The 14,070-nt window shown below is 64.3% G+C and carries 12 protein-coding genes and 2 pseudogenes; 7 read left to right on the forward strand and 7 right to left on the reverse strand.

What is annotated here, in order from left to right:
- Positions 1–25: 25 nt before the first annotated feature.
- On the forward strand, positions 26–658 hold the full coding sequence (locus NI2_RS32910; protein ID WP_084476141.1) for a hypothetical protein: 633 nt from the start codon (positions 26–28) through the stop codon (positions 656–658).
- A 139-nt stretch (positions 659–797) separates the two neighbouring features.
- Positions 798–1,595, forward strand: a complete 798-nt coding sequence (locus tag NI2_RS08165) for an alpha/beta fold hydrolase (protein ID WP_067488063.1) — start codon at positions 798–800, stop codon at positions 1,593–1,595.
- Between the two features lie 107 nt (positions 1,596–1,702).
- Here NI2_RS08165 and NI2_RS08170 read toward each other — a convergent pair whose 3' ends face one another.
- The 3 genes and pseudogenes from NI2_RS08170 to NI2_RS08180 all read right to left on the reverse strand — a co-directional run.
- Positions 1,703–2,218 (reverse strand): Rossmann-fold NAD(P)-binding domain-containing protein, encoded by a 516-nt coding sequence (locus NI2_RS08170; RefSeq protein WP_067488065.1) that lies wholly within the window; start codon positions 2,216–2,218, stop codon positions 1,703–1,705.
- A gap of 27 nt (positions 2,219–2,245) precedes the next feature.
- Positions 2,246–2,602: an NAD(P)H-binding protein gene (locus tag NI2_RS34725; RefSeq protein ID WP_208115403.1), complete on the reverse strand. Its 357-nt coding sequence runs from the start codon at positions 2,600–2,602 to the stop codon at positions 2,246–2,248.
- Between the two features lie 303 nt (positions 2,603–2,905).
- A pseudogene (locus NI2_RS08180) lies at positions 2,906–3,043 on the reverse strand (DoxX family protein); the annotation flags it as partial.
- 35 nt (positions 3,044–3,078) lie between these two features.
- On the opposite strand from NI2_RS08180, the pseudogene NI2_RS34380 reads away from it, so the two are divergent.
- Both NI2_RS34380 and NI2_RS08190 read left to right on the forward strand, forming a co-directional pair.
- Positions 3,079–3,660, forward strand: a pseudogene (locus NI2_RS34380) (ImmA/IrrE family metallo-endopeptidase); the annotation flags it as partial.
- A 378-nt stretch (positions 3,661–4,038) separates the two neighbouring features.
- Positions 4,039–4,506, forward strand: coding sequence for a hypothetical protein (locus NI2_RS08190; protein WP_019050185.1), 468 nt, complete (start codon positions 4,039–4,041; stop codon positions 4,504–4,506).
- A gap of 261 nt (positions 4,507–4,767) precedes the next feature.
- Here NI2_RS08190 and NI2_RS08195 read toward each other — a convergent pair whose 3' ends face one another.
- From NI2_RS08195 to NI2_RS32920, 4 genes are all read right to left on the reverse strand, one after another.
- A complete protein-coding gene (locus tag NI2_RS08195) occupies positions 4,768–5,604 on the reverse strand; it encodes a hypothetical protein (protein ID WP_133734185.1) in 837 nt (278 codons plus the stop codon).
- A 198-nt stretch (positions 5,605–5,802) separates the two neighbouring features.
- Positions 5,803–5,967 (reverse strand): DUF4145 domain-containing protein, encoded by a 165-nt coding sequence (locus NI2_RS35665; protein ID WP_084476206.1) that lies wholly within the window; start codon positions 5,965–5,967, stop codon positions 5,803–5,805.
- The gene (locus NI2_RS08200; protein WP_133734186.1) at positions 5,955–6,278 is read right to left on the reverse strand and encodes a hypothetical protein; all 324 of its coding nucleotides are present in this window, start codon (positions 6,276–6,278) and stop codon (positions 5,955–5,957) included. The genes NI2_RS35665 and NI2_RS08200 overlap by 13 nt, the downstream gene beginning before the upstream one ends.
- Before the next feature lie 964 nt (positions 6,279–7,242).
- Positions 7,243–7,413 carry a hypothetical protein gene (locus tag NI2_RS32920; protein ID WP_443093637.1) on the reverse strand — a complete coding sequence of 57 codons (171 nt, stop codon included), beginning with the start codon at positions 7,411–7,413 and terminating at the stop codon, positions 7,243–7,245.
- A gap of 247 nt (positions 7,414–7,660) precedes the next feature.
- On the opposite strand from NI2_RS32920, the gene NI2_RS34385 reads away from it, so the two are divergent.
- Genes NI2_RS34385 through NI2_RS08215 form a run of 3 tightly spaced genes read left to right on the forward strand, consistent with a single transcriptional unit; the run spans position 7,661 to position 14,031 of the window.
- A complete protein-coding gene (locus NI2_RS34385; RefSeq protein ID WP_166655815.1) occupies positions 7,661–10,567 on the forward strand; it encodes a hypothetical protein in 2,907 nt (968 codons plus the stop codon).
- Positions 10,480–11,961: a CHAT domain-containing protein gene (locus tag NI2_RS08210; protein WP_067488075.1), complete on the forward strand. Its 1,482-nt coding sequence runs from the start codon at positions 10,480–10,482 to the stop codon at positions 11,959–11,961. The genes NI2_RS34385 and NI2_RS08210 overlap by 88 nt, the downstream gene beginning before the upstream one ends.
- Before the next feature lie 27 nt (positions 11,962–11,988).
- Positions 11,989–14,031, forward strand: coding sequence for a CHAT domain-containing protein (locus tag NI2_RS08215; protein WP_067488077.1), 2,043 nt, complete (start codon positions 11,989–11,991; stop codon positions 14,029–14,031).
- Positions 14,032–14,070: the final 39 nt, after the last annotated feature.

Genomic DNA, 14,070 nt, shown 5'->3' on the forward strand with positions numbered 1-14,070 from the left:
AAACACGCTACCCGAGGAGATATTCATGCCCGTAGAAACCGCTGACAACATCGACGGCCGAGCGGAGACCGTATCCAGTAAGTTGGGTACGCCGGCAGAGTCGGTCGTAGCGAACAGGAACCGGTTTGGTCCGGGAAGAACGCTGTCGGTGGACTTGCGCTCGATCATTGTCGGAGCGATAGTGGTAACACTTGTCGTTGGGATGTCTGTTAGCTTTCTGTTGTGGCTCTTTACGAGGAATGAGCTGCGAGAAGCTGACGCCATTGCGTCCGCGGAAAAGAGGGCTGAAGAAGTAGCCTCCGAGTACGCTGTTGGAGCGTCCAATATTGATTATCAGAACTTCGATGGATGGGTACGTAATCTGAAATCGAATACTTCCCCCGCCCTAACGAACAAGTTCGACCTCACTGCCCCGCAGCTCAAAGACATTGTACTTCCACTTAAGTGGACTTCGAACGCGACCCCAATCGCCGCGAAAGTGAAATCAGAAGACGCTGGTGTTTATGTTGTGAACGTCTTCTTGAGTGTGACATCGACCAGTGCACAGACCCCGGAGGGCGCGCAAACAACTGTCACCTACACGGTGACGCTAGACAAGAATGCGGATTGGAAGATCACGGATGTCGGCGGTGTTGACATGGCCCTTCCGGTCAAGTAGCCAGCGACACTGTCAGTAGTAGGGAACTGAAATTATGACCTCGAAATCTACGATCTTTGTGGCTCCCCGAAAATACACGCTTGAGCGGGACTCTGGGCCTGCTTTGCATATCGCCGAGTGGGGATCGACGAGCCCGAGAGTGACAATCATCCTGGCACACGGGCTGGCGCTTTCTCATGGGAGTTGGGAAGACGTCGCACAACTCGTCGTCACGGCGGATCCCACCGTGCGTGTACTCGCCTATGACCATCGAGGACACGGGCAGTCGCAATCTGCTCCAGCGAGCCTGGAGCTTCTCGCCGACGATCTCGCTGCAGTCATCTCCGCATATGCACCCGTCGGCCCGATCGTGCTCGGCGGTCATTCCATGGGCGGAATGACATTGATGGCGTTGGCCGAACGCGACAGCATGGTGCTCGAAGCGCGAGTCGTCGGCGTCGCGTTCGTGGCGACTGGAGCCGGAGATATCCTCGGACGACTGATGCGCCGCGGGTTCTGGTCATGGTTGGTATCGCTGGCGTTGACTGTGGCACCGCTTCTCGTGATCCCTTCCCGGCCGCTGCTCATCGTGCGACAGCTGACACGTGCCGTCTTGTTCGGGTACCGCCCATTCCGCCACGACCTGAACCGAGCGGTAGGGCAGCTGGCGAGCAGCAATCCTCGCAGCGTCGCACAGCTGGCTCGTTCGATCCTGTCCCATGATCGGTACTCGGCACTGGATCGATTCGACTGTCGTGTCGTCGTATTCGCAGGTTCGCGCGATCTGTTGACTCCCGTTTATCACGCTCGTGCGATACACCGTCGCGTACCAAAGAGCGGCCTGGTCATCTTCCCGAACTCCGGGCACTTTCTACCCTATGAACGCCGCGGTGAGATTGCGGCCCACCTACTGGGATTGACAATGCCAATGGCGTACTCGGACAGCGACGTTGCATAGCGGCATCGGAGGCTCGAGTTCGTCGTAGGCCCAGGCGGTGTCGCCGGACAGCTCTTAGGTCTTGTCCTCATGCCCCTCGGTGGTGACCACAACGGCGATGGCTTCGGTCAGATCCCGGCGCGACGCCGAGGCGACCACACCGTCGCCGGTGCTCGACAGCGGCACACCGGTCTCGCGAACGGTGGGGATGTCGCGGCCGTAGTTCTCGCTGTACCAGCCGTTGCGCAGGATCGTGAACGACACCCCGCTGGCACGCACGCGTCTTCGGTGGGCAGGTGCATGGCCGCGGTCGACAGCGCGGTGTCGTCGGCTTTGAGGCCGCTGGTGTAGATGATCCGCGCGGCACCGGCTTTCGCGACGGCAGCGATCTCCTCGGTGTGCTGGCGGTCGCGGTTGGCCAGGTCGGTGCCCGAGACCAGCACGAACATATTCACCGGCGTAATGGTGGTGGGGTCATCGTAGTCGATGACCGCGGTGTGCACCCCTCGGGCGGCGTGGTCAATGATCTTGGCCAGGTCGCGGGCACCGGCGATCACCTCGGCGGGGTCGGTGCTGCGGTCGAGGACGGCTTCGACGGCTGCTCGGCCGAGGTGACCGGAGGTAACGGTGATGACGATGGACACAGGTCTCCGTTCAGGTTTCGACGGTGGTCAGTTGCTGATGGCGGCTGCGCGATGCAGGTAGCGGCTCTCGCCGATCTGATCGGCGGTGAAGGCGGCGATGCCGGCGCGGGTGATCGCGAAGCCGAGCTTGTCGGTGCCGAAGAACCTGACCGGATATGGCCCTTCGGTGCACAGTCCTTGGGGGGCGATGAACCGCACGATCGTCCAATCCAGCCCCGAGGACATGATCTGGTTCGACATGCCGGTGATCTCCTCGTAAGCGCGGCGCATGAACGTGCGCGGCATGAACTCGATCAACCGGGTGATCAAGGTCGGGGACCCCTGCGGGTCCAGTACCGCAGGAGTGGCGTGGCCGACGAAGCGGCCCACACCGTGACGCTTCATCGCCGCCAGGATGTGGCTGGTGCCCTCGATCAGCGGGGTCCCGGTTGGCTTTGCGGTCCATGCTCGGGCCCAACGCGCTGATCACTGCATCGGCACAACATACTGCGTCGTCGATCGCGGCGGCATTGGAAACCTCGCCGACCACGACTTTCACTTGCTCACCCCAGCGAGAGGGGATCTTGGCGGGTTGTGGACGTAAGCGGTCACGGTGTGCCCGGCCGCGAGCAGCCGGTCCACCATCAGCGAACCGGTGGCCCGAAAACGGTGACATTCATACGAGTCCTCCTTCGGGAATCGGGGTGGTCAGGAGGCGTAGGGGCCGAAACGTCCCCAAGTGACGAACACCGCGGCTGCCAGCAGGGCCAGGTTGAACACGATCGCGGCGGGCTCCTTCCAGCGCGCGTGGGCCACCATTGCCAGCGTCATGATCACCGCGAGGCCGACCGCGGCGCTGAGACGTCGATGCCTTCAGCTTCTACCGCCGTGATACTCCGTTTGTCTTCCTCGACACCAGCAAGACCGCCGAGCGGCTGCGGTTCGATGCGGCTCACGAGCTCGGGCACCTGTGTATTCACTGCGCTCATGCTGTGCCGCACGGGCGCGAGGCAGAAGCTGCGGCGAATCAGTTCGCTAGCGCGCTGCTCATGCCTCGCAATGATGTTCTAGCGGTGGGTCTGCGAAACCCGAGCGTGGCGCAGATCATCCGTGCGAAGGCTCGATGGAACGTCTCCGCGACAGCGCTGGCGAACCGGCTGCATGCGCTGGGTTTGATGACTGACTGGACATATCGCGCAGCGTTGGTGGAGTTGAGCAAGCGTGGATTCCGCTCCGCGGAGCCAGGCTCGGCGCTTGTCCATGAATCGTCACAGGTGCTGGGTAAAGTGCTCGCCGGGCTGCGTGGGCAGGGGATGATGGTGCGCGACATTGCCAAGGAGTTCGGTCTCACTCCCCAAGGGGTGACCGAGTACCTGTTCGGACTGACGATGACCCAGCATGAGGGAAACGGGTCGCGGACGGTCGCGGATGGATTGCCTCGCCCGCGCCTCACTGTCGTGTGAGATTACGTATCTGCTGGGTACACCGTGAGAACCTTTGTGCTGAGGGCCGTGGGCACAGCGGAATCTCTCCGATTTCTCGGCGTGCGCACGGGGCGGGTGTAGATGCGCACGGCCAGCTGCACTGTGTGCGCGGCTGAACGGGGCGTGCGCACGGTCTCGATCCTGGGTGTCAGCGTGCGCACGCGCCCACAGCGGCGGCGTACAGAAGCAGTCGAAGTGGAACGGGTGAACCAATCGTGCGAGACATGGCTGTCGCTCCGGTTCTCGACGTCGGCGCGCCGAGCTGGCCAGCGCCGTCCTCGTCGAGCCTTCAGCTGGCGCTGATCTGTCGGTGGCCATGGCTATCGTTGTGCAAGCTCACCGACTAGGAGGTACAACGTGACTTCTGCCGACCTGAATACCTGGGCCAACAACTTCTCTGCACTTCGCGACATGCTCGACAACTACGAGAGCGAAGCGGCAAGGATCAACCCCAACTCTCCGAACCAAGGCACGAGCCAGCTCGTTGCCTTCCAGTATGGCACCTGCCTCTCCATGCTGGATCTCGCTCCGTGGCAGCAGAAGCCCGCCTGGCTCGACGCCGTGGAGTTCGGGCCGACCGCAGGCAACGAGCACAAGCTGCTCGCCTCCCGCTACGTACTCGAAGCGACTTTGAATCACGTCGACAACGTGCCGCTCGAGCAAGCGCGCACCGCTTTGCGTAACTCGGCTGACCGGCTCGAACAATTCGCTACTCGGTGGGCTGAGGGAGGGGTCGATTCCGCTGAGCTTGATGCGATTGCCACCGAGCGCCGCGCCCTCGCCAGTCGCGCCAAGAAAGCGGCTGCGGCCGTTAGTCAGCAGTAGTCCCACGGGGCAGGCCCGGGCGAGAGCGTCAAATCGCGTGGGCCCCGACCCCTGCGGGAAGAACGTCTACGCCTGACCGGTTGTACGCCGCGCCCTGGGTGTCGTCGTCGCAAGAACGCGACGGATCGGACCGTACCGGGCACGATGTCCCGCGTAGGGACTGATGCTTCGCTCGCGAAGAGCAACCGAAGGCGCCCTCCAAGGGCGCCTTCGGCGTATTCAGGACTGTCCTTGACAGGCTCGGGAAGAGCACTGAGCTCGCTAGATGATCTGGGACCCGATGGCCAGCACCCTGTCCGCAAGTTCCTGGCCTGCCACGTCGGCGACCTGCACCCCGAACGGGACCAGTGCTGCCTTCAACCAGTTGAGCCCGCGCTTGATCCCCTTCTCAGTCAACGTGTCGACTTCTTCGAGAAGTTCCGCGCGGTCGACGTCATCGATGCCGGGGGCGAATTCGATGTCATTGCGCAGCTGGCTGATCGCCGTCAGGACGTCGTCGAGAGACGCCCCCTGTGTAATGGTGGCGTGCATGGTGTGCCCCTGCCCGCCGACAGCCTGGTTGCCGACGGTCATCGTCCCGTAGTTGTCGGCCGAGATGTTGGTGACCGGCGCGATGGGTGCAGAACCCCCATCGATTAGATACGGACGGCGCGCGGCGGCCCGACCGTTGGGAGTGATTTCCACGTGGTAGAACTCTCCGTCCGCTCGTTCGGAGCCCTTACAAAGACCAATCTCAACCAGATATTGTGTTGCTTCGCGGATCTCGTCGGCAGACAACGGCCCGCTGAAGTCGTCGGCAACATCTGAACCAGGGTTCGCAAGCCGTTCGAGAACGCGGCGCAGCGCGAGCTCGTGGCGGTACGTATCACGGGTGATGCGAGCCTGGACGCGTCCTTCGGTTGTCAGGTAGAAGTCGAAGCTGCCTTCGGGGCCGCCGCCAAAGGACAGATTGTTGTGGATGGCGCCCTGCGAGACCAGTTCGTCGAACACAGCCCGCGAGTCCTCTGACGGTACGACCTCGAGGGGTAGGGTCGGTACCGGCTGGTCGCGATGCTCATGCAGCCAGTACAAGGCCCGCAGCGCGCGAAAAGTTGTCATTCTGCTCCTTCGTTTCCCGGGGGCTCGGCTCAACTGCGTCAGGGATACTGGCGCACCGGCCGACTGTTCAACGTCGTTCTGCTGAAGCATGTTCCGGGATCTGTGGCGGAGGCTACCGACTGGTCGAGCCACAGTCGTGATCTAACAAGCAGTCGCTCTCGGGACCCCGGCCGACTTCGGCCGATGCCTCGGTGACCCTTACTTCGGGCGCTTTGACGGTTTCCGCATCCGGGCGAACTCAGCTGGTCGGATGTAGAGGTTCTCGATCAGTGCAAGCGTGATCTTCTGCAGGTCCTGCGCGTCCTCGATCGGGACCCGTTCCCAGCGCTCCTGGTGTGCACCAGCGTTGCCTACAGTGCGGATCTGAGTCGCCCACTCGTCGAAAAAGTCAAAAGGGTCTTATCGGCAACCATCTGCTGGATCGCCAGATTGAGGGTGCCCTTCTTCTTCGCCTCATCTCTTCCTTTGCTCTGAACGATGTGGGCGAGCGCGTTGCGAAACATCGCGACCGCGGCATGCGGGGCTTCTACACGAAGGCACTTTGATCCTTCGAGGTAGGCCGCAGCCAGCTCGTCTGGTACATCGGTCATGGAGACCGCCGTGCCGGGCATCGGCCACCAGTGGACCGGGACGGTCTTCAGAACGAATCCGGAGACGACGTCCTCGATGTCCACTGTGCCCTGGTTGCAGCCCTGGCAAGTGACGGCTACCGCCACCTGATAGGCGCGGTCGATCTGGCTTGGCCCGCGAAGACCGAGGACACCGTGGATATCCGAATCGACTCCCCCCCACAATGAAGTTGCTAACCGTCCGCACCGCAGGCAAGGCCCGCTCGGTCACTGCTGTGGGAAGTTTGTCAGGATTGCGCTCGACTTCGTAGTCGAAGTCCTCACCACCCGAGACGGCGGTCGTTTCCGATGTCATGCCGAGAATATTCGCCGAGAACCCCGACATGTGACGAGGACTTTTGCGCATCTGGCCCCTTACACACCTGGTCGCCGGACCATACGCCCAGCGCTGCCGACGGTGGCCATCAAGGAAACGAGCGTTCCGTTCGTCCTCGGTGAGCGTTGCCAGGTCCCACGCGACCTCAGTGTTGCTGGCGGTAGGCGATCCATTCGCCGGCATGGGTTCCACGCAGCATCACCTCGCGCTACTGGGCCGTCTGCGGGACCGGCTGGGGGATGGTGATCCCACTATCTCACCACTAATTCGGCTGGACACGCCGTTGTGCGGAGTTGTCCAGCGTTTTCGATCGTTGTCGTGGCGAAGCGTGTTTGCCCAGGTGGGGGTGCTGTTCTGGTAGTCGACAGTTGTCCAGCGTGGTCCATAGTTGCCTGTGCTGCGCGCTCCGAGAAGGTCAGGGGTTCGATTTTAGTTCGACGGCAGTCGTGTTGGCCAGCCGAGTGCGGTGTTGGGGTGTAGTACTAACCGAATGTCGGTTTGAAGTTGGGCAGTGGTGTCGGGCTTCTCCGGAGGCACCGACAGCAACTTGACGTCTGACACGGGATCGACACGAGTTCAGCGGAAAACGATCGGAACTGTTGTGATGTAATGAGGGCCCCGGTCATCGCATATCTGCTGGTGATGGATTGTTTTGAGGCATGTCGAGCTCCATCCCGAGCGCCCCGAACGCTATTAGGTGAACAGGAAATCGATGACCGGGTGGGTGATGCCGGCGGCCCGCCGCTCCAGATACGGCCCAACCAACCGATCGAGCTGCTCCCGATGTGCCCGCGCAGCCCGCCACTCGACCGCAGGCAGCACCTGCAGGTCGAGAGCGTTGTCTAGATCGCCGGACGTGCTCACCTACCAATTCTCCCGCACCGGCTTCCCTGCGTGAATTCACCCCTGCGGGGCCGTGCGGGTGAGGGTCGGCAACACACGACACCGCTCGACGGCTGATGACCTGCCTACCCAAATGTGTTGCATCTAAACACCTCTCGAGTGAAAACCATGCGGCGTGGTGGTTCGGCTACTACCCTTGGCCGGGCGAACAGCGGCGGTGGGTCGTTCTCGCACGGGATCGAGGGTACTTCGGCGGGAAGGCAACCCGATGCGAGCGGTCGGACCAGATGAACGAGCTGCGCGAGCAATCGAGTTCGCCGAAGGGTTGTCGAGCGGTGGCTCGCGGCTGCGGCTCGTCACGGCGCTCGACGCCAGCGAACCCGGCTGGGACCGCGCGATGGTGCGGTTGGAGCCCGAGGTGGTGCGGGCACTCCAGAACTGCGGCGTCGACGAGTTGGACAAGGTAGTTGCCTACGCTGGGTGGTTGTGCGCGGTGTACGACCTGCCGTTCGTGAATCCGGGGATGCTCGCGGTAGCCTTGGCGTTGACCAGCGAACTGCCCGACGAGCAGCGGGTCGGCGTCGCCGACGTGATGGCCGAATGCTTCGATCTCGGGACGCTGGAGGATCTGCCGGAGGCCGCGCGGCATGCCGATGCCATGGCTTTGGTCCTTGAATCAGATGCGCCGCCGCCGACAATCGACGCGAGTAGCGAACCGCTGAGATCCGACCGGGAGGTCGTCTTCTTCGAGCTGGCGTGCTCGCCGCCGGCGCAGACATGGACTGACCTGTGCGTCAAGGTGTTCGGCGGTGTCCGGGTGGTGTTTCTGGTGCTGATGATCATGGCGGTCGTGACACCGACACACTGGTATCTCACGCCGCTGGCGGTGCTCGCGGGATTGGTTGTCACTCGGCATCCCTACGATCGGTCACCGCTGCTCGCGCGGCTGGGCGTGAAATGGGAACGAACACGGGTGATGGCGCTGCCGGTGCAGGGGGTGATCTGTGCGGTCGCGACGCTGGTCGGGTGTGGTTCGCTCGCGCTGCTCGTCGCTCTGATGACGATGTTCCTCGAGTTGGTGACAGTGGCCGGTGAATCCGGGCGAGCTCGGGGAACACGATTCGAAACGGTTCCGCCGCACCCGTTCTCGGTGCTCGTCACACGGGTGCCCCGACTGGGGTTCGTGTTGGACAGTGATCGACATGCCGCCCGGGTCGTGCTCGGCTACCTTTGTGCGACAGTGGGTTTGGTGGCCGCCGCGTTGGTTGCGCCCGTTCCGCTGCTCGCGGCAGGTGCGCTGTTGCTCACCATCGCGTCCACCGTGCGCGGACGATTCGGACTCGTTCTCGGCATGATCGCGGTCTTGCTGAGCGCCGGCGTGCCGATCGTGTCGGTCGCCACGGCGCTCCCGGTCGGCGCGGTCGGGTACGCGGTGGTGCGGGGGCTTCACCGGATTCCTGTCGAGCGGATCCCGGTGCCGGTGCCTCGGCGCGACCTGGTGTTGTGGCGTGCGCGGCGTTTGATCGGCCGGGGTCTTGTTCTCGATGCCATGCGCATGCTCGACGGAGTGGCCCGCGACCGGGACGACACCGCGATCGCGGTGCTCTTGCTGCGTGCCTACGCGCGTATGCGTGAGCAGCGGCCACGCAGTGCGTTGGCCGAACTCGACGAGTTGCGTACCGGCGAACGGACGGCCTGGCTGCGGCTGGACGCCCATCAGCGTGCCATCGTGGCGGTGATCGAGGTGAATTCCCGGCTCGACCTGCTCGACGCGCCCGGCGCTCGACAGGTTGGGGAGGAGCTGATCGCCTATCGGAACCTGGCGCGCTGCCATGTGCCTTTGCTTCGCGAGTGTTTGCTCGCCGAGGCGCGACTGTTGCGTGAGGACCCCGAAGCTCCCTGTGGCGGGCCGCTCGCCCTCGCGCTGGTGGAGCGGTTGGCCCGCGCACTGCCTCGTCATCCGCTGTGGGGCGGGACGCCGGTGTGCGCGCGGCTCATCGCCGCCGCCGCGCAGACCGCGGCCACCGTGCACACGGGCGCCGCGACCGCACTGATGGCGATCACCTTCACCACGGCGGGTTTCGGCGGCTACGGCGATGACCGTGGGTTCTCGCGTCGGCACAGCCTGGAAGACTTCGCCATGGCGGGCACCGAACCGCCGACCGATGTCTATTCGATCGAAGAATCGCAGCTCGATCTGATCCGCGAGCGTGAACTGCTCTTCTTCGCCTGGCTGGCCGGATGTCGGCGGCTCCCGGAGTTCGGGCCGCTGTCCAGCTTCCGGTCACGCTGGATGGCGCAACTACTCGATCGCTACATCGAATCGTTCGGAGATATACACAAGGGGCGCCGGACCCGACTGTCGATGTACCGCAGCTACTTCGAGGGGCTATCGCTGGTAGACGGCGGCGATCTCGCGAACGGGTTCTCCGCCCTGTGCCTGTCGTCGTTGCAGAACCTGCGGGCTCGGGAGACGCTGGGCCATCCGGTGCTTCCGCGTGCCCTCGAGGTGCTCGCCACTCAGCATCTGCGCTTCGGTGTGTACGACGTTGCCGCCGAAGGATTGTGGAACGCCTATTCGGTGCGGCGCGACAGCAGGTCGAGAGACGCCGAGCTGACCCTCGCGCGACTGTGCGTGGCCGCAGCGCGTGCTGACCATCGCGAGGCGCTCGCCTTCGTCATCGACGAACTCGAAGGTCGGGTAACGGAGTTCGCGCATCGAATCCGGTCGTTGGCTCGATTGTTGGCTGAGCGCGAAGCAGGGAGGCCGGGTGAACTCGACGCCGCCTTGACGGGCATGCGTTCGGTGAGCTTGCTCGCTTATGCCTATGCGGTCGCCCGGTCGCCGAGTTGCTCGTTGACGCGGACCGATCGTCCGAAGCACTCGATATCGCGCGGCGGGCCGCGGTATGGTGCGCCGAACACGAGGTCGCAGACTGGGTATCAGCCGAGGCGCGGATGGTGTTCGCGCAGTTGCTGGTCGACGATTCGATGCCGGACTACAACCTCGCGCTTGAGACCGCGCTGGAGGTCTGGCAGGCCAAGGAGGAGAGCCGCTACTCCGGGTGTGACGAGGGATTACGCCGGATGGCGTGGCAGGATTTCGGTCGCGCCCGGCGGACCGCGCTCACCGCCGCGGTGCGGACTGGCAACAGCGAGCTGGTCGCAGTGTTGATCGAACGAGCCAGGGTCGACAGCGAAATCGCGACCTCGCTCGAGCGGGACGAATCCTCCTGGAACGTGACAGCGGAATACGTTGTCGACGGCGATGTCTATACCGAAGACGAAGCCGCCCAGTCGCGGTCGGACTTTCAACCGATCGTGCCAGCGCTCGTTTTTCGCAGCATGGAGGTCAGCCTCAACGCCACGACGGTGCGCCGACCTGGCTCCGACGACAGCGGTCATACTCCGACCGCGCCCCGCGCCGAGCCGGAGCATCCGTCGACACTTGTTGTGAAGGATTTGCGGTCACAGTTGCGGCGGTCGGGCATCGATGTCTGGCTGGGATTGCATCTCGAGGGAAAAACCATCTATTGGGCAATGCTGACCGCGAGTGAGGCGGCATCCGGAACGTTGCTCGTCGGTGCGGCGACGGAGATCGGTTCGGCACTCGCCGAATTCGACGACCACGTTCGGCTCCGAAAAATGGATCTGCTCGGCATCGCAGGATCACCGGACGAACTGGCGCTGACCGAACCGCTGGCAGCTCTGGTGCCGCAACAAGTGCGCGCCGTGCTCGCCGACCGCACGTCCTCCGCGGACGTCAAGCGGCTGGCACTGGCGTTCTCACCGGAGCTCTCGGTGGTGCCATGGCCGATTCTGCCGGTCGGCGGGCCCGATCAGCGGCTGGTGGAGCTTTGTTGCTTGCGTGTGTGGTGCTCGCAAGGAGTGGAGGGCAAGCGCACCTCACCGCCCGAACCGCTCGGGCCACTGCCGATCTCGGTGTGCTGTGACGACCCGACCGGGACGCTACGGCCAGGTCGTTTGTTCGCCGCGGCATCCGCGCACTTCGTGCTCGGGTCCGCCGATACCGGACGGGTCGAGCTCGCGAGCAGAGACAATGTCGCCCGGGCATTGTCGTGGACACGGCACAACCTGCCGCAGTCGTTGGCGTTCTTTCGCTCGCACTCCGATCAGGGGTACGACGCCGCGCACTCCACACTTCGTCTGGCTGGTGAGGACGAGATCGTTGCTGGCGAATTGCACGGTCGCTACGGAACGGGCGAGCCGTTCGTGCCCATGCCGACCAGGGTGGTCCTCTCGAGTTGCTCCAGCTCGTCGATGAGTGGACATGGCGGCGCGAGCATCGGCCTCGCGGCGGGCTGTATCGCAGCGGGGGCGTCGGGCGTGGTGGCCACCGGAATCGATGTCGCCGATGTGCCGTTCACGCTGGATCTGGACAACCAACTGATCTCCTACCTACGCCACGGTGCCGAACACGATCGGCAGCTGCGCGAACTGCACATTCGACTGCTGCACGAATGGCGAACCGGCGGGCGCACACGGAGGTGGCCGGACGAAATCACCGAGTCTCACCCACTCGTGTGGTCGTACTACTGGGCGTTCTGAGAAGAGAACAGGAGAACAGGACTGCCCATGGAAATCGTCGTCGAAATGCTCGTGATCGCCCGCACTCGCAAGGTGCCGGACTGGGGCCATACGGTGCGCGCCGAAGCGGAATTGCTAGAGATCGCCGACGAGGTCGATCGAGTGTGCTCGGTGGCCTTGCCGGACGATCCGGCACTGGCCCTGCTGTCGCGCGAGGCGTCCAGTCGCGCCGGGGCGTCCCGCTTCGCGCGGACACAGGCCGCCGAGGTGCTGGATGAGACCGCCCGGCGCGACGACAACTTCGCCGCTGCGTTGTGGCAGGCCGTCCACCTTGGTCTGGAGCCATTGGAAGACACCACCGGTGACCGTCGAGGAAGCGAAACGCAGGCAGGCGCGGGAAGTCTCACGGACTTGCGCAAGCTCAACCCGGCCATCTGGCTGAACCGAGTGCGGACTTGGCCGCGCGCCCACCTCGCCGACGCATCCGCCGAATCGGTTATCGCGGACTACGCGCCCTATCCGCGGTTGGAGGTCGCCGCCGTCATTCTCGCGCACACGCCAGTGCCACTGACGGTCGGACTGGGTGCTCACTACGACCCGGCGACCACCGTCGCGGGTCCCGTCCGCATCCCGTATCCGGACCAACAGCTCGATCTGCGTGTCGATATCCTCGTCGACCCACGGTCGTTCACCCTCCACGGCCCGTCCACCGTGCACCTGCCGGTAACGGGCGACGACCCGTATCCGGTTCGGACGCTGCGACTGACCGCGCACACCGCGCCGGAGCTGACACCCGAACGCACGATCCGGTTGATCTACCGCCTCGGCGACCGGATCGTCGGACTCGCCTCCCGGACGATCACTGTCACGACCGACCGGGCCCGCCTGGACGCCTTCGGTTTTCGCCCCCCACAGCATCGCATGCTCGACCTGATGCCACTGGTGGAAAGCGCTCCACCGGACCTGGTGTTGGTGCTCTTCCGTGCGGACGAGCGCGACGAGACCTATGTCTGGGAGGCGTTTCCGTTCGGTGGGCGCGCGACTCTGGCAGACGGCGAGCGACGGAGCCGGATCGACGGTTCGGCGCGTGATCTGGCCACACACACCAGCCGACTGGTCGTGGAGGAGAACTTCCGCGGGCCGGCGGCCTACGACATGATCAGCGGTTACGGCGACCTGATCCAGTCGGCGATTCCGGCGGGGATCCGCACAGTGCTGCGCGATCTCGTCGATGCAAGCGCGGAGCCGCCGACGATGCTGCTGCTGACCGAGGAAGCTTTCGTGCCATGGGAACTGGCCGTCCTCGACCCTCCGATGCGGTCGGCGTTCGGTGGCGACGCGCCGTTCCTCGGGGCACATGTAGCGATGTCACGGTGGCCGTTCAGCACCGACGGCGCGGGTGCGGGTGTCAACACCCACCAGCACACGGTGCGCCGGCACGCGGCGGTGGCCGCGAAGTACCCCGCACAGTGGAAGAGCCGGTTTCGCGAACTGCCGCACGCTGTGGCGGAAGCGGATCGTTTCAACGGTGTCTACGCCCCGGTCGTCGCGGTCGCACCGACTCGCCACGACGTCGTCGCCTGTCTCAGCGGGGAGCTGCCGGTGGATTTGCTGCACCTGGCCGTGCACGGCGACTACGACCCGAGTCAGCGGGAGGACGGTCTGGTGTTTCCCGATCCGCGGACAACCGAGCGCCCTGAGTTCTTGACGTCCCTGGCTGTGCGTGGGTTGCGCAACGACACCGCGGCGCCGTTCGTGTTCGTCAACGCCTGCCTGATGGCGGCCGGGGACACGATACTCGGCAGCTATGCCGGATTCGCCGCCGCCGTGCTGCGCACCGGCGCCGTCGGGGTGGTCGCGCCGATATGGAGCGTTGACGATGCCGATGCCGCCCGCGTCGCTCAATGGTTCTACCGACACGCCTATGGCGAGTCCGCGGTTCCCGTGGCCGAACTGCTGCGGCGGCTGCGAGCCGAGTACACCCGCGCCGACGTCACCGCAGCGGGTGATCGGGCCGCGCCGACCGCGCTCGCTTACCAGGCGTTCGGCCACCCGCGGCTCACCTTGCTGCGCACCACCCCCGAAAGGTAGCGAAAACAGTGCCAGAGGAAATGCCGCTCGATCCCTCAG

The organism is Nocardia ignorata NBRC 108230, assembly GCF_001612905.1.
Lineage (GTDB): Bacteria > Actinomycetota > Actinomycetes > Mycobacteriales > Mycobacteriaceae > Nocardia > Nocardia ignorata.

Bases quoted from the DNA above. Each gene is read 5' to 3' on its own strand.
- NI2_RS34385 (WP_166655815.1), top strand. From the start codon at position 7,661: ATGCGAGCGGTCGGACCAGATGAACGAGCTGCGCGAGCAATCGAGTTC.
- NI2_RS08195 (WP_133734185.1), bottom strand. From the start codon at position 5,604: ATGACAACTTTTCGCGCGCTGCGGGCCTTGTACTGGCTGCATGAGCAT.
- NI2_RS32910 (WP_084476141.1), top strand. From the start codon at position 26: ATGCCCGTAGAAACCGCTGACAACATCGACGGCCGAGCGGAGACCGTA.
- NI2_RS34725 (WP_208115403.1), bottom strand. From the start codon at position 2,602: ATGAAGCGTCACGGTGTGGGCCGCTTCGTCGGCCACGCCACTCCTGCG.
- NI2_RS08215 (WP_067488077.1), top strand. From the start codon at position 11,989: ATGGAAATCGTCGTCGAAATGCTCGTGATCGCCCGCACTCGCAAGGTG.
- NI2_RS08210 (WP_067488075.1), top strand. From the start codon at position 10,480: ATGGCGTGGCAGGATTTCGGTCGCGCCCGGCGGACCGCGCTCACCGCC.